We start from the raw sequence: 17638 nt of genomic DNA on the forward strand, positions 1-17638 counted from the left end.
CTATGTGAAGATATAAATATTATTCCTATCTATAATCGCTAGGACTTTTATCATAGAATTCCTTAAAGGCCTTGGAAAAATACAAGGGATCCTTAAAGCCTACCGAATAAGCGATTACCTTTACCGATTCCTTGGTATTTTCTAGAAGCTGTGAGGCTCTTTTCATCCTAATTTCTTGTAGATACTGTTTGGGAGACATAGCTGTGTATTCCTTAAAGATCCTTGTCAGATAGGTCCTATTGATATTAAGCTTAGAGGCAATATCTTGGATTGATAAATCGGCCTTATTGTATTGGGTTTCTATTATACGCCTACAATCAAGGCATATTTTCGTTCGACTACCCACCGTCTTTTTATTATTTTGGGGACCTATCCTAATCAACTCATACAAGACTTCGTAGCTTTGACCAATAAGTTTAAGAAGCTTTAGGTTATGGTCGTCTATACTTTCAGAATCCTCGACCATCGATTTTATTATGCTTCCTAGCTTTTTCGTATTACAAGTATCAGATGATTTGATATAAGAAATTTCATGGATGCTAGATAAGGACAGATAATCCTTAATCCTATTGCCGTTTATACCAATCCAATAGTAAGACCAAGGCTCGTACTTATCCGCCTGGTAGTAGGTAAGCTCATTTTTCTTTAGTAAAAACAAGTCACCGTTTTTTAAAAAAATTTTTTTCTTTTTGTAATGAAAATAGCCCGACCCGCTACTTATATAGTGAAGGACATAATTATCCCTTATAGCAGGGCCGAAATCTTGCAAAGATTTGCAGTCTTCGTAGCCTACAAAATCAACCGCAAGATCCATACTAAGTGTATCAAATTCAGAATAAATAACCATAGCACTCTCCAATAGTAACATTTTACCATATAGGAACAACAAAAGTCCATTCAAGGAATCGCTTTCATATTATATAATTTATATAAATAGAGGAGGAATCTATGGGAATTATTATTGAAGATAGGCTATACTATGTACATGCTAAGGGCCTGTCGATGATTTTAGAAAATCGTGATGGAGATTTGTTACTTAAACACCTAGGAAAAAGTATAAAGAAATATAATTTTTCCAATACTATATTTGAAAAGGACCACGCTTTTTCAGCAACACAAAATCCCGATGACAGGACCTATAGTTATGATACACAAAGGCAAGCTTTTGGAGTCCATGGCTTTGGGGATTTTAGGCATCCATCGATTAAAATTGAGCATGACAACAATGAACTAACACATTTTAAAATAAAAGAAAGCCAAATTTTAGATTATGAAGTTGATGCGAAAGGCCTTCCAAATCCACACTCTAGAGAAGAGACTGAGACCTTGCTTTTGATTTTGGAGGATGAAGTTAGTGAGCTTGAATTAAGAATCTATTACACCGCATACGAGGATTCACCAACCATATCTACCTTTACAAGCTTGGTAAATAAGTCGAACCAAGAAGTAGTTATTCACAGAGATTTATCTGCTATGTTTGATATGCCTGCTTCTTCTTATGATATAATAAGCTTACAGGGAGCCTACGCTAGAGAGAAAACTCTCCGCCGTCGAAAAGTAGATCAGGGAATGTTTTCGGTATTTTCAAATCGTGGGGCTTCTGGCCACTCTCAAACACCAGCTATAATATTGGCAGAAACTCTAGCAAATGAAGATTATGGAGAAGCTTGGGCCCTTCAGCTAATGTATAGCGGGAATTTCCAAGCGAATGTAGAGAAAAGCCAATTAAATGAAGTCAGGATGTCGATTGGAATTGCTGACGACAATTTCTCCTGGAGACTTAAGCCAGGTGAAAGCTTCGATACTCCAGTGGCCCTACTAACTTATTCAGATAAGGGTCTTACAAAACTAAGCCAGGAAAGCCAAAGCTTTGTTCAAAATCATATCATGGCCAAAAACTTTGCTTATGAGAAAAGACCAATCCTGATTAACAACTGGGAGGCTACATACTTTGACTTTGATAAGGAAAAATTATCTAGCTTAACTGATGAAGCAAGTAAGCTTGGAATTGAGCTTTTCGTCCTTGATGATGGCTGGTTTGGCAATCGTTTTGATGACAATAGGGCTCTGGGAGATTGGCAGGTAAATGAGGAAAAGATTGGTTGTAAGCTTAGTGAACTTATAAGTGATGTTCATAAAAAGGGGATGAAATTTGGCCTATGGGTCGAGCCTGAGATGATTTCTGTTGATAGTGATCTTTATAGGAAGCACCCAGATTGGGCTATCCAAGCGCCTAAGAGGGGCCATAGCTATTCAAGAAATCAACTTGTCCTTAATTTAGCGAATCCAGAGGTTGTGGCTTATCTTAAAGAAATACTAGATGATCTTTTATCAAATCATGATATCGATTATATAAAATGGGATTACAATAGAAATATTACAAATATTGGAAATGGTAAAGACTATCTCGAAACGATGGAGCAATCCCACAAATATATGCTAGGATTTTATGATCTAGTTAAGTATTTAACAGAAAAGCATTCGGATGTACTTTTCGAATCTTGCTCAGGAGGTGGTGGAAGAAACGATCTTGGAGTTATGAGATATTTCCCACAAGTTTGGGCAAGCGATAATACAGATGCCATAAGTAGGCTTCCTATCCAATATGGATCGACTTTCCTTTATCCAACTATCAGCATGGGGGCCCATGTTTCAGCCTCACCTAATCATCAGATGAAGCGAGTAACTCCTCTTAAAACTAGGGGTCATGTCGCTATGATGGGCAATTTTGGTTATGAACTAGATTTAAGCAAGCTAAGCGAGGAAGAAAAAAACGAGATAAAAGAGCAAGTAAACTTGTACAAAGAAATCCGTCCTATAATTCAATTTGGAAGACAATACAGGTTAATAAACCCTGTCGAAGAGACTAATGAAGTTGCTGTAGAATTTGTAAAGGATGATAGGATTTTAGTGACTTATGTAAGGAAACTTTCAACTATAGAAGAGATTGAAACTACCCTTAAGCTAAAAGGCCTTGAAGAAGAAAGCATATATCGTTTGCATGGAACAAATAAGGTCTACTCAGGCGCAGAGCTTATGTATGCTGGTCTAACTATAGTAATGAATGGGGGAGATTTCCTAAGCAAACAATATTACTTTACTAAAATCGAAGCTTAAATTTCTAAGAAGGAGAAAGAAATGAAAAAAAATAAGAGATTTATTATAAGGAGGATGGTCTTCTTTTTGATCGTTCTCATAAATCTTACTTCCTGTTCTAATAAGGAAGAAAAGTCCGCAGACGGTAGGGTCGTAATTGAATTTTTCAACCAGAAAAAAGAAATGGTCGACACCTTAGAGGAAATAGTAAAAGATTTTGAAAAAGAAAATCCTGACATAAAGGTAAACATGACAAGCGTACCGGATGCCGGAACAGTTCTTAAAACCCGTATGCTTGCAGGCGATAGCCCAGATATCGTCAATATCTACCCACAAAATATGGACTTTAAGGAATGGGCCAAGGCGGGCTACTTTAAAGATCTAAGCGAAGCGAGCTATCTTTCCAATATAGTAAATGATTATGAAAAAAAGTACGCCATAGACGGCAAAATTTACAATGTCCCTCTATCAGCTAACTTCTATTGTATCTACTACAATAAGACAAAATTTGATGAATTAGGGCTAAAGGTTCCTGAAACTTGGAAAGAATTCAAAAAGCTTGTAGAAGATATCAAGGCTAAGGGAGAAGTTCCTTTTGCCGTAGCAGGTAGTGAGGGTTGGACTCTAAATGGATACCATCAACTTTCTTTGATTAATATAACAGGTAGTGATGAGGGAGCAAACGATTACTTAAGATATTCTGAGGTGAATTCAATAAATGAAAATGACGATACTCTAGTAAAAGACAGCGAGTACCTAGACTTGCTAGCAGATAAGGGAAATGCTCAAAGAAACTGGGAAGGGGCCTCCTACAATGATTCTGTGGTTGCCTACGCAACAGAAAAATCCCTAATGCTTGCTGGTGGATCTTGGGTACTTGCGGCAATTAGCCAACAAAACCCTGAATTTGAAGTAGCTACCTTTGCTTTCCCAGGAGTAAATAAGGGAGAGGAAGTTACAGTAGGAGCAGGAGACTTGGCACTTTCTATATCAGAAAATACTAAACACCCTGAAGAAGCAGACCGCTTTCTAGAATACATGACAAGTAAGGAAGCTATGCAAAAGTACTACGACGTAGATGGATCACCGGTTGCTGTAAAGGGAGTAAAGGAGAATGAAGATTCGCCACTTGCACCTTTGTATAAGCTTGCTTTTACCGACAGACATTATGTTTGGTTGGGTCAAGAGTGGAATAGTGAAGAGGACTTCTTCCAAGCTACAACTAATTATCTACTAACACAAGACAGGGCCCAATTAGCTAAGGAGCTCAATGCTTTCTTTAATCCGATGAAAGCTAGCAATAAAAAGGAGTAAATAATATGAGAAAGTTTTTAAATAAACATTGGGGTTGGACCTTTTTAATCATACCTTTGATATTACAAGCCATATTTTTCTATTTTCCAATGTTACAGGGAGCCTTTTATAGTTTTACCAACTGGACAGGCCTTACCTATAACTTTGATTTCGTAGGAATAAATAACTATTCAATCCTTATGACTGATGAGAAGTTCTTCAAGGCCTTAGGCTTTACCTTGATATTAACTATATGCCTTATAGTTGGAGAAATAGTATTTGGTATATTAATAGCTAGAGCCCTAAATTCAAAAATCAAGGGAAAAACATTTTTTAGAGCCTGGTTCTTCTTCCCAGCTGTCCTATCAGGATTAACCGTATCTTTGATTTTTAAACAAATCTTTAACTACGGACTTCCAGCCATAGGAGAATCTTTAAATATAGAATTCCTAAAGACTAGTCTTTTGGGAACGACTTATGGTTCTATCTTCGCTGCTATATTTGTAATGCTCTGGCAGGGAGTTGCTATGCCAATTATAATTTTCCTATCAGGCCTACAGACAATTCCTACAGAGATAAAAGAAGCAGCTGCCATTGATGGAGCAACTAGCAGACAGACATTTTGGAGTATAGAACTACCTTACCTCTTGCCAAGCATATCTATGGTCTTTATCATGGCCCTTAAGGCAGGGCTTACAGCCTTTGATCAAATCTTTGCCCTTACAGGGGGTGGTCCTAGCAATTCCACAACCTCTATAGGACTTTTGGTTTATAACTATGCCTTTAAGAGCAATCAATACGGCTATGCCAATGCCATAGCTCTGATACTATTTTTGCTTATAGCCATAGTTTCTATTGTTCAGATTAAGATATCAAAACGTTACGAAGTATGAGGAGAAAAATATGAAAATAGAAGAAAATAATAATAGATTCTGGAAGTATGTTCTCTTGATAGTGGGATCTTTCCTAATATTGATTCCTCTACTAGCTACGATTTTTAGTTCCTTTAAAACGACCAAGGATATAATGCAAAACTTCTTTGGCTTTCCAAATCCAGTTACCTTGGATAACTTTAAGCGCCTAATAGAAGACGGAATCGGAAAATATTTCTTAAACTCAACTATAATTACAATAGCATCAGTTGTCCTAGTAACTATATTTATACCAGCTGCTGCTTATTCAATAGCAAGAAATATGTCAAAGTCCCGTGCATTCAACATCATGTATATCCTTTTAATTTTAGGGATTTTTGTACCCTTCCAAGTCATTATGATTCCTATTACAGTTATGATGAGTCGTATTGGAATGGCAAATATCTTTGGCCTAGTAATCCTATATCTAACCTATTCAATCCCACAAACCTTGTTCCTCTATGTAGGTTATATCAAGCTAAGCGTACCAGATAGCTTGGATGAGGCAGCTGAGATTGATGGAGCTGATAGATTTACAACCTATAGGAAAATTATATTTCCTATGCTAAAGCCAATGCACGCTACTGCCCTTATTATAAATGCCCTTTGGTTTTGGAATGACTTTATGCTACCACTCTTGATACTTAACAAGTCATCAGACCTTTGGTCATTACCTCTTTTCCAATACAACTACACAGGTCAGTACCTAAGTGACTACGGTCCAAGCTTTGCCTCTTATGTTGTTGGTATTATTACCATCACAATAGTTTATCTAATATTCCAGAAGAATATTATTTCAGGAATGAGCAAGGGTGCTGTTAAATAGGCACATCTACTTATGAGAAAATAGGAGAAACTTATGGGAATTCAAAACAAAACTATGCTTATTACTTATTCAGATAGTTTAGGCAAAGATTTAAAAGATTTAAAAGAAAATTTAGAAAAATATTTTAAGGATGCCGTAGGGGGTGTCCATATATTACCATTCTTTCCATCGACAGGGGATAGGGGTTTTGCTCCAATCGATTATGACGAGGTAGATCCTAAGTTTGGAGATTGGAAAGATATTAAGGCCTTAGGAGAAAGATACTATCTTATGTTTGATTTTATGATCAATCATATTTCTCGAAAGTCAAAGTACTATAAGGACTATCAGGAAAAGCATGAAGATAGTGAATATAAAGATTTATTCCTAAATTGGGATAAGTTCTGGCCAGAAAATCGTCCTAGCCAAGCCGATATAGATTTAATCTATAAAAGAAAAGACAGGGCTCCCAAGCAAGAAATTAAATTTAAAGATGGATTGGTTGAAAATCTTTGGAATACATTTGGAGAAGAGCAGATTGACCTAGATGTTAGAACTGAAGTCACTATGGACTTTATAAAGAAAAATATAGATAATCTTTCTAAAAAGGGCTGTGACATTATAAGACTTGATGCCTTTGCTTACGCTATCAAAAAGCTAGATACAAATGACTTTTTTGTAGAACCTGAAATATGGGATTTACTAGATAAGATAAGAGAGATGGCAGTTAAAAATAATGTAGAAATACTGCCTGAAATTCACGAACATTACAAGATACAGTTTAAAATAGCAAGTCATGATTATTTTATATATGATTTTGCCTTGCCGATGCTAACTTTATATAGCCTTTATTCTGGAAAGGTAGACAGACTTAAAAATTGGTTAGAAAAAAGCCCTATGAAACAATTCACCACCCTAGATACTCACGATGGTATTGGTGTGGTTGATGTAAAAGATATAATGACCGATGATGAAATAGCCTTTACTACAGACCAGCTTTATAAGGTTGGAGCCAATGTTAATAGGAAATATTCAACAGCAGAATATAACAATCTCGATATATATCAGATCAATACTACTTATTATTCAGCTCTTGGAGATGATGATAAAAAATATTTTATAGCTCGCCTTATCCAAGCTTTTGCTCCTGGAATTCCTCAGGTTTATTATGTGGGATTTCTAGCGGGGAAAAACGACTTAAAGCTTCTTGAAGAAACGAAAGAAGGTCGAAATATAAATCGTCATTATTATTCCAATGAGGAGATAGCTAGGGAAGTAGAAAGACCTATAGTGAAAGCCCTCCTAATGCTTTTTAAATTTAGAAATAGGTCAGAAGCTTTTGACCTAGAAGGTTCGATCTCAGTCGAAAATGAGGGAGAAAACATAATAATAATTACCCGTAAGAATAAAGATGGAAGTGCAGTAGCTAAAGCAAGAATAGATCTTAAGAATCTAACCTATAAAGTTACTGAAAATGATAAAGAAATAGAATTTTTAAATATATAGTTAGGAATTAGCACATGACAACTTTAAAATTAAATCATATATACAAAAAATATCCGAAATCTACTCACTATGCAGTAGAAGATTTCAATCTAGACATAAAGGACAAGGAGTTTATAGTATTTGTAGGACCCTCTGGTTGTGGTAAGTCTACTACCCTCCGTATGATTGCAGGTCTTGAAGATATTACAGAAGGAGAGCTTTTCATAGATGATGAGCTAGTTAATGAAAAATCTGCCAAAGACCGTGAAATCGCCATGGTATTTCAAAACTATGCCCTCTATCCTCATATGACTGTCTACGATAACATGGCCTTTGCCCTAAAACTTAGAAATCTAAAAAAGGACGAAATTGATAGACGTGTCAAGGAAGCTGCAGAAATCCTTGGATTGACAGAACTATTAAAACGTAAACCAGCTGATCTTTCAGGAGGTCAGAGACAACGTGTGGCAATGGGAAGGGCAATTGTGCGTGAAGCCAAAGTCTTCTTGATGGATGAGCCCCTATCAAACCTAGATGCTAAGCTTAGAGTTTCAATGAGGGCAGAAATTTCCAAGATTCATCGCCGTATAGGAGCAACAACCATATATGTAACCCACGATCAGACCGAAGCCATGACCCTAGCTGACAGGATTGTAATAATGAGCTCAAGGAAAAATCCAGACGGGTCTGGTACCATAGGAAGGATAGAGCAAATAGGAACTCCTTATGAGCTTTACAATAAGCCGGTCAATAAATTTGTGGCAGAATTTATAGGAAGTCCTTCAATGAACTTCTTTGAAGTAACTGTTCTTGGATCTGAGATGATGGATAGTAATGGCCTTTGTATACAAATACCAGAAGGTCACAGAAAGACCCTAGAAAAGAAGGGCTATATTGGCAAGAAAGCTATTTTCGGCATAAGACCAGAAGATATATCAAGTAGCGAAATAGCAAGAGAGACCTACCCAAGTTCAACTATTGATGCGGAAGTCGTAATGTCAGAGTTACTTGGAAATGAAACAATTCTTTATACAAAACAAGGAAATAATGAGTTTGCTTCAAGAGTTGGGGCAATGGAGTACAGAAATCCAGGAGAGCGTGTGAAGCTTAGCCTAAATGTAGCCAAGGGACATTTTTTCGATATTGATACAGAAAAGACCATTAGTTAAAAATATTTGTTAGATATTAGAAAAGGACTACAATGAAATTACGGGGCAAAATTTGCCTTAAAGAATTTAGAAAAGAATTTAGAGAGGTGGAATATGAAAAAACATTGGTGGCATAAGGCGACTATTTATCAGATTTATCCAAGGTCTTTTATGGACTCAAACAATGATGGAATAGGAGATCTTAGAGGAATTATTTCTAAGCTCGATTATCTGGAAAAGCTCGGGATCAATGCGATTTGGCTTTCTCCAGTTTACCAGAGTCCAATGGATGATAATGGCTATGATATATCTGATTATAGGGCTATTGCAGATATTTTTGGCAATATGGATGATATGGAGGAGCTCCTAGATGAAGCTAAGAAGAGAGATATTAGAATCATCATGGATCTTGTTGTAAACCATACCTCAGATGAGCATGCTTGGTTTATAGAGGCGAGAGATAATCAAGCTAGCCCTAAGCGTGACTATTATATCTGGAGGAAGGAGAAAAACGGCCTAGAATCTACCTTCTCTGGCTCTGCTTGGGAGTATGATGAGGATTCTGGCGAATATTATCTCCACTTATTCAGCAAGAAGCAACCAGACCTTAACTGGGAGAATGAAGACTTGCGTCATGAAATTTACGACATGATGAACTTCTGGATTGATAAGGGAATCGGGGGCTTCCGTATGGATGTAATAGACCTACTAGGCAAAGTTCCTGATAAAGAAATCAAGGAAAATGGACCAATGCTTCATACCTACCTTAAAGAGATGAACAAAAATACCTTTGGTAAGCATGATTTATTGACAGTTGGTGAGACTTGGGGAGCAAGTCCTGAAATTGCCAAGAAATATTCAAATCCAGATAACGAAGAGCTTTCCATGGTATTTCAATTTGAGCATATTGGCCTCCAACACAAGGAGGGTATGGCTAAATGGTTCTATGAAAAGGACCTTGATGTAAGCAAGCTTAAGGAAATTTTCGCCAAATGGCAAACTGAACTAGAGCTTGGCAAGGGTTGGAACTCGCTATTTTGGGAAAACCACGACCTTCCTAGAGTCCTTTCACTCTGGGCAGATGTCGACGAATATAGGGAAAAATCAGCCAAGGCTCTCGCCATTCTCCTTCATCTTATGAGAGGAACTCCTTATATCTATCAGGGAGAAGAAATCGGCATGACCAATTATCCTTTCAAGGACTTAGCAGAATTTGAAGATATTGAGTCAATAAATTATGCCAAGGAATGTCTAGAAAAGGGAGAAGACGAGGAAGAGATCCTAGATAGGATATCTGTTATAGGTCGTGACAACGCTAGGACTCCTATGCAATGGGACGACTCCAAGAATTCGGGCTTTTCTAAGGCGGATAAAACCTGGCTTCCTGTAAATCCAAATTACAAAGAAATAAATGTAGAAGAAGCTCTAAAAGATCCTGATTCAATATTTTACACCTACCAAAAACTAGTTGACCTAAGGAAAAAGAAGGATTGGCTAGTAGACGCTGACTTTAAGCTTTTAGAAACAGATGAGAAAGTCTTCGCCTACACAAGAGAGACTGACTTAGAAAAATATCTCATTGTGGTTAATTTTTCTGGGGAAAGCCAAGACTTTGACTTAGAAGAAGATTATACTGATATTGTAATTTCTAATACAGATGTCAAAGAAGTTAAGAATTCAGGCAAGCTTAAGGCCTGGGACGCGTTTTGTGTGAAAATTAAATAAACAAAAAGTGGCGGTCTTGTCGACCGCCTTTCCTATGCCAATAAATCTATAAAAAATGTAATGACTAGAGGGTTGAAGAGATTTACTGCAACTGCTAATACTATCGGAAATACGAACATGGCAACATCTGCTGGCCCCTTTTCCTCTATGACTGCTTCCATATTTGCCATGGCGTTTGGTGTCTGGCCGAGGCCTACTCCGCAATGACCAGCTGCCATTACTGCAGCATCATAGTCTTTGCCACAAAATCTGTAGGTTACAAGACTTGTATAGATTCCTATAAAAATCGCTTGGGAGATTAGGATTACAAACATAGGTCCTGCAAGGCCTATTATTGCCGAAATATTCAAGTTGATTAAGGCAAGAGATAGGAAGAGGTTGAGGGAAATATTTCCTACTATATTTACATTAGTAAGGTCCACGTCTTTTCCTAGTAGGTCGTAGATATTTCTTACGACAAGGCCTCCGAATTGGCAGCCTACATAGTAGGGAAAGCTTAGGGAAGTTAGGGCAAGGATTTTGTTTATAAAAGTTCCCAAGAAGGCTGACAGACTTACCAGTATTATGGCCTTCATCAAGGAAGATTGATTTATTATTCTTCTAATATTGTTATCTTTTGATTCGTACAAGGCGCCCTTTGACCTAAGTGAATGGGTCTTGATGAGTCTTTTTGCGACAGGTCCTCCAACAAGGCTTCCAACCAAAAGTCCGAAGGTCGCCGCTGCTACTCCTATGGAGGTGCTTCCCACTGCTCCCTTAGCTTCCATGATTTTTCCAAAAGATATGGCAGATCCTATTCCTCCAGTCATTGAAGTAGATCCCATAGCCACACCGTGGAGGGGATTTATGCCAAGGATGAGGGAAATTCCTACAGAGATTACATTTTGTAAGGGTAGGAGGATAATTATTACGATTGCAAGCTTAAGGCCGATTATCCCCGCCTTTTTCAAACTCTTAAAGGATGCGGCGAGGCCTATGGATGCAAAAAAGATATTCATAAAGAAGTCTTGGAGAGTTCCATCGAATTTAAAATCGATCTTGGCCCTTTCCTTGATTATAAATATCACAAGGCTAATAATAAGACCTCCTATTACAGGAGATGGAATGAAAAATTTCCTAAAAAATTCAAATTTGTTTTTAATTAAGACTCCGATAATGTAGGCAATCATCCCAATTCCTAGAGTCTGTATTATGTCTAATTCTATTGTCATTATGTATCCTTTCTTATTTATTAGTTTATCCCTAGTGATAATTTTTACAAGTTCTTACAAAAAAAGCTTGAAAAAGAGCAATCTTAATTTGCTTACAGTATAATGAATGTTATATAATAAGCTAAGGAGAGTGCTTATGAAGATAATATTTTGGGTGTCGGCCTTTGCGATATTTTATCCCATGATAGGCTACCCATTGACACTTTTGTTATTAGACAAAATTATAAAAAGAAAAAATATAAAAGATTACACATACAAGCCCAAGGTTTCGGTTATCATATCAGCTTATAATGAGGAGAAAGTCATTGAGAAGAAGCTCAATAATATTATAAAAACTGACTATCCAGACTTTGAAGTTATTATTGCAAATGATGCCTCAAATGACAGGACGGTGGAGCTTAGTGAAAATTTTATAAAAAGTCATCCGGACTTTGACATTAGAGTAAATACTGTAAGAAATCATTTGGGCAAGACCAACGCCCAGGACGAGGCGGTAGAGGTCGCCGAGGGAGAGATTTTAGTCTTTTCTGATGCAAATTCGATCTTTAAGGAAGATGCCATAAGTGAGCTTGTTTCCTATTTTACTTCAGATGATATAGAATATGTCTGCGGGTCTCTTATCTACAAAGAAGATGAGACGGCTTCGGTTGTAGCGGAAAATACCTATTGGAATATGGAACTTACTATGAGAAAAATCGAGTCCAATATTAAAACCATAGCTGCAGGAAATGGAGCGATTTATGCTTGTAGGAAGAAGGACTATAGGAATTACGATCTAGTAAGCTCTCACGATTACGAGATGCCCCTTCACGCAGGCCTTAACGGTAAGAGGGCCCTTTATAATGAGGATGCCCTAGCTTTTGAGAAGGCCGGATCTACTACAAGCGATGAGTTTAAGAGAAAGGTCAGGATGCAAAGAAGGATTCTTACGAATATTAGAACCAATCTAAGAAGGCTAAACATTTTCAAATACGGTTGGTTTTCTTTCTTCCACTTTAACCATAAGACCTTAAGATTCTTGCAGGCTTTCTTTCATATAGTATTATTTATAAGTAATATATTTCTTATTAGACAAGGATTTATCTACAAGCTAATCCTTCTAGGCCAAGTTGCTTTTCTAATTCTTGCCATTTTGGGTCAAGTAAGCAAGGCAAAAAATAAGATCGTCTATTTTCCAAGATATTATTCTATGATGATGCTTGCCCAAATACTCGGAGCAAAAAACGAGCTTACAGGTAAGAGTAAGGCAACTTGGGAAAAGGCAGAAAGTACGAGGTAGTATGAATATAGAAGTTTTAATTTCTGCTATGAATGTATGCGATATTAGTTTTTATAAGAGATTTAACTTAAGTACGGACTGCCTAATTATAAACCAAACAGACCATAATTCCTACGAGGAAGTCGAGGAAGATGGCTTTAAGGTAAGGATGATATCGACCGATACGAGAGGCCTTGGTAGGTCGAGAAATCTCGCTATTTTAAATTCTAGGGCAGATGTCGTCCTATTTTGTGATGACGATGAAGTCTTAGAAGATGATTATGAGAGAAAAATCAAGGAAGCCTTTATCGAACATCCTGATGTGGACTTTTTTGTGATGAAGACCATAATTTATAAGGATGGGGCTGAGACTATCAAGGTCAAGGAAGAAAAAGACCTAAAGATTTACAATGCTTTAAGATATGGATCAGTTCATTTCGCCTTTAAGCGAGAGAAGATCCTTGAGAAAAATATACTATTGTCCACATATTTTGGAGCAGGTACGGGAAATGGATCTGGTGAAGATTCGATATTTATTGCAGATTGCATTAGAAATAAGCTAAGAGTGAGGACTTCTACTAAACTTATAGCGAAAATCTACAATGACGATTCAACTTGGTTTACAGGATTTGACGAGAAGTTCTTCTATGATAAGGGAAAACTTTCCAGGGCACTTTTTCCTAAGATGTATAGGTTTTATATAGAATATTTTGTTAGAAACTATCCTGATAAGGTAGGAGAATTAGGCATAAGAAAAGCAAGACAGTTGATGATTGAAGGCGCTAAGGATTTTGGAGGTTAAAATGAAAGAAAAAAGATCGCTATTTAGTGCAATTCCAGCAGGACTAATCTGTGGAATACTAGCAGCAGTTATCTTCTACTTCGCCCTAAGCTATTCAGGTTTTAATGAATATAGGGCAAAAAGTAAGATTATAACTACAGATATTGAGAATGTAAATGAGAATGCAGGAGATGCAAGTACCTACGCGGCTACTATTAACTCAAATAAGATTAAAAAGACAGTACTCGACAACCTAGGAATAGATATGTCTTTGGGAGTGCTCGATGCAAAACTTAGCATAGAGCCTATAGAAGGCTCATCTGTAGTAGATATTGTAGTTACAGATACTAATAAGCTAAGGGCAGAAGACATAGCGGATGAATACGCAGACCTTGCTGTTAGAGTTATAGGAAATATTTACGGAACAGATGCCAAAGTTATGGAATACTCCTACCAATCTGCAGGCAGGGTAAACAATGGCAAAACTTACGCATCTATTGTAGGACTTGGAGTATTTGTCATAGCGACTCTTATTGGAATGATTAGGGTTAACTCCTTTAATAACAAGGTCCTATTAGCCAAGGCGCAAAAAGTAGAAGAGCTTGAAGAAGACCTTGAAGATTACGAAACTTATGAAGATGATTATGGGAAAATCACTTCTGATTCCAAAAGAGAAGTAAAAGACGGAAGAGTAAGCTTTAAGAAGGAAGAGGACTACTCATCCTACGCCTATAATGATGACGATAATGACAACGATGATGATAGGGATTTTACAGGCACACAAAAAATTGATCCAATAAATGTCGATGAAGAAGATTTCGGTGAAACTACGATAATAGACCAAGACGAGATCCTTTATGGAATCAATAAACAAAATAGGTCTAATAAGGATACTACAAACAAGGACTATCCAATAATTGGTAAGCTTGCCCCATACAGTAAAGGAGAATTAGATGTTTAGGAAAAAAGACGAAGAGAAAAAAGAAATAGCTCTTCAAGCCTTTTACGATCTTGAAGATAAGCTAATAAAAAATCTCGACAATGACGATAAGCTTATAGGATTTACATCTACTACAAACCACACCGACCAGGCCCTAAATATTTATATAATGGCCAAGCATCTGGCTGAAGAAGGAGATAGGATCTTAATAATCGATGCCAATCTAAGGGAGCCTGCCCTTGAAGATTTGACTGACAAGCATGAGGAAAGAGGCTTTATCGATGGAGTCCTTGGAGATTATCCAAAAGACGACCTTATCAAGTTCGATGAAAAGTTCGATAATATCTACCTAATGTATTCGGGCAAGGTTTCTGATTATGCAGATGAGTTCCTAGAACCATCCGACATCAAAAACTTCATAGAAAGCCTAAGAGATTCATTTGATTATATCTTCGTAAATACAACTGCAAACAAGGATATACCAGAAGCCAATATGTTCCTTGCTCTTTGCGATAAGGTCCTAGTATTTACTACCTTTGCCAACAAGGATAATGATATCTACAAGGAATCTATAAAACAACTTGAGAATGTAAATGCAGAAATCCTAGGTATAGTTCTAACCAACTACATCTACAGCGAAGCTGAAGTTAGAGAAATGTTTGGAGAAGATTAATGAAAAAGATTAAAGTACTTATGATATTAGCTCTAAGCCTTGGTATGGCTTCATGTGCTAATGACACTTACCAATCTAAGCGTCATCCAGATGCAAATGAAGAAAGCCAGGTTAGTCAAAAGGCTGAAGATACAAATAGAGAAGAAGATACTCAAGAAGAGAATACTGAAGTAAATGATCAGGGCGAGGCTCCAAAAGATGAAACAAAAGAAGATGAAAAGTCTGATGTGATGGCTGGAGTAGACTATCAAGTAGAAGATATTGTAAATATAAGACTTGATCCAACGACAGATTCCGAGATAGTAGGCGAGGCTCATCCTGGAGATGAGATCTTAGTTCTCCTAGAAAAGGACGGCTGGTCAAGAGTATCAGTAAATGGTCAGGCAGGTTATATCAAGTCTGACTTGTTAAAGCCAGTAGAATAATTAAGGTACCAGGCAAGAGTTTAGGCTTTTGCTTGGTATTTTTTTGTAGAATTCGAGAATTATTAATTAAAATATAGTTAAATCCTATCGAATATAATTTCATATATGATATAATTGTAGCGAGAGGTATTATGATAAATTTATTTTTCGATTATCTATTATGGCCCTTGCTTATGGTAATTGCTGCTATAAGCTTTCTTAATTCAATTATGGAAAATAAGAAGAGCAAGATTATTATTTCGGTTATACTTTTGCTTTCGGCTGTAGTGATAATGATGTTAGTTTACAAAAAATTCGACGAGGGAATTTAGTACCATAAATAGTGTAAGAAAGAAAATTATTTCTATCTTGCACTATTTTTGTATAATGAAGATGTAGTATGACGAGGGGGTTTTAGGGTTAGAATATCCGTCATAAAAACTGTCAACTACCTCTTCATTATTCATATTCGATTAAGCAGGTTGGGCAAAACGTCCGTGTCACGAGCTAAAATGAGTGTAATGGTGCAGGTAGAAACTACAAATCAAAAGAAAGAAGGTAATAAAATGATATCTATAGGAATAGATATAGCAAAAGAAAAGTTTACAGTCTGTGCACTAGAACAAGGTAGCAAAATCATTTGGAAGCCTTTTGATGTTCATCTTAACAAAACAAAAGTAGAAGAATTTTTAAAGAAACTAGATACGTTAAATGAAGAAGTAAAAATAATCATGGAAGCAACAGGTAAATATCATCTTCCAATCCTCTATGAATTAAAAGATAAAGAATATTTTGTAAGTGTAGTAAACCCTTTGAAAATGAAACAGTTTTGTAGAGTACTTAACTTTAGAAAAGCAAAAAATGATAACATAGATGCCATACAAATAGCAGAATATGGCTTGATGTACTGGAAAGAATTACAAGAATATAAAGTAGATTCAGAAAGTTTCAGAATTCTAAAAGAATTAAACAGATCCTATCAGCACTACATGGACTTAAGAATCAATCAAATGAACTTCATAGATCAAACAATAAGTCAAACATTTCCAGGAATAAAGAAATTAATACCACATGCTTCAGGAGACTTTTCAAAAGATAAACTATTAGACTTCTTAGAAATATGGTGGCACAAAGACCTAGTATTAGAAAAACCAGAAGAAAAATTCATAGAAGATTTTAAAAACTGGGCAAAAGAAAAGAGATACCATCCTAATGCTGATAAAGCTAAATCCATATACAAGCTCGCAGAGGAAAGTATCTCAATTCAACCTTCTAATAGCTCATATATAAAGACTAGCATACAAGAAGGGATAGAATTGATAAAACATATAAATCAAATTCTACATACTATTTTATCACAAATGATAGAAATTTCCGAGCCCTTAGAAGAATATCAAGAAGCAAAGAAATTCTCAGGAATATCAGATAAATTAGCAGTGCAAATTACAGCAGAATTTGGAGACTTATCAAAATTTAAAAACAAAAAAAGTTTAATATCATTTGTAGGAATAGATTCACCACCATATGAGTCAGGTAACTTCAAAGCGGATCAGAGAAAAATAACAAAAAGAGGCAATGCAATACTAAGAAAAGTAGGTTATCAAGCTATGAAATGCATGATGAGTGCAAAAGATACTGAAAATGATATATATCTGTATATGGTAAAAAAAGAAAAAGATGGAAAGGCTAAGAAGATTTGTAAATTTGCAGGATTAAATAAATTCTTAAGAACCTACTATGCAAAAGTTATGGCATCAAAACAAGAAAAGAAGTTATTAAAAGTAGCCTAGAATTAACATTGCTATAGTTAAAACAAGCCGATTGTAAGCGGCTTATTTGTTGTGCTTAAATTTAAACTCTAAATAACAAGTAGAAAAGTAAAATTAATTCGATTTTCTCCTTGACTTT

Annotated in this window: 16 protein-coding genes; 14 read left to right on the forward strand and 2 right to left on the reverse strand. The window is 36.3% G+C overall.

The features are described 5' to 3' along the window. Window positions 1-25 precede the first annotated feature (25 nt). Window positions 26-847, reverse strand: coding sequence for an AraC family transcriptional regulator (locus APRE_RS01315; protein ID WP_015777202.1), 822 nt, complete (start codon window positions 845-847; stop codon window positions 26-28). Between the two features lie 101 nt (window positions 848-948). Between APRE_RS01315 and APRE_RS01320 the strand changes: the two genes are divergently transcribed. The 7 genes from APRE_RS01320 to APRE_RS01350 all read left to right on the forward strand — a co-directional run bounded on the left by APRE_RS01320 (window position 949) and on the right by APRE_RS01350 (window position 10463). Then, window positions 949-3117 carry an alpha-galactosidase gene (locus APRE_RS01320; protein WP_015777203.1) on the forward strand — a complete coding sequence of 723 codons (2169 nt, stop codon included), beginning with the start codon at window positions 949-951 and terminating at the stop codon, window positions 3115-3117. A gap of 21 nt (window positions 3118-3138) precedes the next feature. Beyond that, window positions 3139-4410 (forward strand): extracellular solute-binding protein, encoded by a 1272-nt coding sequence (locus APRE_RS01325; protein WP_015777204.1) that lies wholly within the window; start codon window positions 3139-3141, stop codon window positions 4408-4410. 5 nt (window positions 4411-4415) lie between these two features. Beyond that, window positions 4416-5282, forward strand: a complete 867-nt coding sequence (locus APRE_RS01330; protein ID WP_015777205.1) for a carbohydrate ABC transporter permease — start codon at window positions 4416-4418, stop codon at window positions 5280-5282. Window positions 5283-5292: 10 nt separating this feature from the next. Further along, window positions 5293-6126, forward strand: coding sequence for a carbohydrate ABC transporter permease (locus tag APRE_RS01335; RefSeq protein WP_015777206.1), 834 nt, complete (start codon window positions 5293-5295; stop codon window positions 6124-6126). 33 nt (window positions 6127-6159) lie between these two features. Further along, window positions 6160-7611, forward strand: a complete 1452-nt coding sequence (gene gtfA / locus APRE_RS01340; protein WP_015777207.1) for a sucrose phosphorylase — start codon at window positions 6160-6162, stop codon at window positions 7609-7611. A 14-nt stretch (window positions 7612-7625) separates the two neighbouring features. Beyond that, entirely contained in the window at window positions 7626-8759 is a 1134-nt protein-coding gene (locus APRE_RS01345) for an ABC transporter ATP-binding protein (protein WP_015777208.1), read from the forward strand. Window positions 8760-8852: 93 nt separating this feature from the next. After that, the gene (locus APRE_RS01350; protein WP_015777209.1) at window positions 8853-10463 is read left to right on the forward strand and encodes a glycoside hydrolase family 13 protein; all 1611 of its coding nucleotides are present in this window, start codon (window positions 8853-8855) and stop codon (window positions 10461-10463) included. 32 nt (window positions 10464-10495) lie between these two features. Here the strand turns inward: APRE_RS01350 and APRE_RS01355 are convergent, their stop codons facing one another. Continuing rightward, on the reverse strand, window positions 10496-11674 hold the full coding sequence (locus APRE_RS01355; RefSeq protein ID WP_015777210.1) for a sodium/glutamate symporter: 1179 nt from the start codon (window positions 11672-11674) through the stop codon (window positions 10496-10498). A gap of 136 nt (window positions 11675-11810) precedes the next feature. On the opposite strand from APRE_RS01355, the gene APRE_RS01360 reads away from it, so the two are divergent. From APRE_RS01360 to APRE_RS01390, 7 genes are all read left to right on the forward strand, one after another. Further along, the gene (locus APRE_RS01360) at window positions 11811-12953 is read left to right on the forward strand and encodes a glycosyltransferase (RefSeq protein WP_015777211.1); all 1143 of its coding nucleotides are present in this window, start codon (window positions 11811-11813) and stop codon (window positions 12951-12953) included. Window position 12954: 1 nt separating this feature from the next. Next, the gene (locus tag APRE_RS01365; RefSeq protein WP_015777212.1) at window positions 12955-13734 is read left to right on the forward strand and encodes a glycosyltransferase family A protein; all 780 of its coding nucleotides are present in this window, start codon (window positions 12955-12957) and stop codon (window positions 13732-13734) included. Window position 13735: 1 nt separating this feature from the next. Then, a complete protein-coding gene (locus APRE_RS01370; RefSeq protein ID WP_015777213.1) occupies window positions 13736-14674 on the forward strand; it encodes a YveK family protein in 939 nt (312 codons plus the stop codon). Then, window positions 14667-15326 carry a CpsD/CapB family tyrosine-protein kinase gene (locus APRE_RS01375; RefSeq protein WP_015777214.1) on the forward strand — a complete coding sequence of 220 codons (660 nt, stop codon included), beginning with the start codon at window positions 14667-14669 and terminating at the stop codon, window positions 15324-15326. Before APRE_RS01370 ends, APRE_RS01375 begins: the two co-directional genes overlap by 8 nt. Continuing rightward, complete coding sequence (locus tag APRE_RS01380) at window positions 15326-15751, forward strand: SH3 domain-containing protein (RefSeq protein WP_015777215.1); 426 nt, start codon at window positions 15326-15328, stop codon at window positions 15749-15751. The genes APRE_RS01375 and APRE_RS01380 overlap by 1 nt, the downstream gene beginning before the upstream one ends. Before the next feature lie 131 nt (window positions 15752-15882). Continuing rightward, complete coding sequence (locus APRE_RS01385; protein WP_015777216.1) at window positions 15883-16062, forward strand: hypothetical protein; 180 nt, start codon at window positions 15883-15885, stop codon at window positions 16060-16062. A 234-nt stretch (window positions 16063-16296) separates the two neighbouring features. Continuing rightward, a complete protein-coding gene (locus APRE_RS01390; RefSeq protein WP_012803514.1) occupies window positions 16297-17520 on the forward strand; it encodes an IS110 family RNA-guided transposase in 1224 nt (407 codons plus the stop codon). Window positions 17521-17638: the final 118 nt, after the last annotated feature.

This window comes from Anaerococcus prevotii DSM 20548, from assembly GCF_000024105.1.
In the GTDB taxonomy this organism is placed as follows: domain Bacteria; phylum Bacillota; class Clostridia; order Tissierellales; family Peptoniphilaceae; genus Anaerococcus; species Anaerococcus prevotii.

Excerpts from the sequence above, each read along its gene's own strand:
- APRE_RS01375 (WP_015777214.1), top strand. The coding sequence starts at position 14,667 with ATGTTTAGGAAAAAAGACGAAGAGAAAAAAGAAATAGCTCTTCAAGCC.
- gtfA (WP_015777207.1), top strand. The coding sequence starts at position 6,160 with ATGGGAATTCAAAACAAAACTATGCTTATTACTTATTCAGATAGTTTA.
- APRE_RS01370 (WP_015777213.1), top strand. The coding sequence starts at position 13,736 with ATGAAAGAAAAAAGATCGCTATTTAGTGCAATTCCAGCAGGACTAATC.
- APRE_RS01330 (WP_015777205.1), top strand. The coding sequence starts at position 4,416 with ATGAGAAAGTTTTTAAATAAACATTGGGGTTGGACCTTTTTAATCATA.
- APRE_RS01335 (WP_015777206.1), top strand. The coding sequence starts at position 5,293 with ATGAAAATAGAAGAAAATAATAATAGATTCTGGAAGTATGTTCTCTTG.
- APRE_RS01320 (WP_015777203.1), top strand. The coding sequence starts at position 949 with ATGGGAATTATTATTGAAGATAGGCTATACTATGTACATGCTAAGGGC.
- APRE_RS01360 (WP_015777211.1), top strand. The coding sequence starts at position 11,811 with ATGAAGATAATATTTTGGGTGTCGGCCTTTGCGATATTTTATCCCATG.
- APRE_RS01350 (WP_015777209.1), top strand. The coding sequence starts at position 8,853 with ATGAAAAAACATTGGTGGCATAAGGCGACTATTTATCAGATTTATCCA.
- APRE_RS01380 (WP_015777215.1), top strand. The coding sequence starts at position 15,326 with ATGAAAAAGATTAAAGTACTTATGATATTAGCTCTAAGCCTTGGTATG.
- APRE_RS01390 (WP_012803514.1), top strand. The coding sequence starts at position 16,297 with ATGATATCTATAGGAATAGATATAGCAAAAGAAAAGTTTACAGTCTGT.
- APRE_RS01355 (WP_015777210.1), bottom strand. The coding sequence starts at position 11,674 with ATGACAATAGAATTAGACATAATACAGACTCTAGGAATTGGGATGATT.
- APRE_RS01385 (WP_015777216.1), top strand. The coding sequence starts at position 15,883 with ATGATAAATTTATTTTTCGATTATCTATTATGGCCCTTGCTTATGGTA.
- APRE_RS01365 (WP_015777212.1), top strand. The coding sequence starts at position 12,955 with ATGAATATAGAAGTTTTAATTTCTGCTATGAATGTATGCGATATTAGT.
- APRE_RS01345 (WP_015777208.1), top strand. The coding sequence starts at position 7,626 with ATGACAACTTTAAAATTAAATCATATATACAAAAAATATCCGAAATCT.
- APRE_RS01325 (WP_015777204.1), top strand. The coding sequence starts at position 3,139 with ATGAAAAAAAATAAGAGATTTATTATAAGGAGGATGGTCTTCTTTTTG.
- APRE_RS01315 (WP_015777202.1), bottom strand. The coding sequence starts at position 847 with ATGGTTATTTATTCTGAATTTGATACACTTAGTATGGATCTTGCGGTT.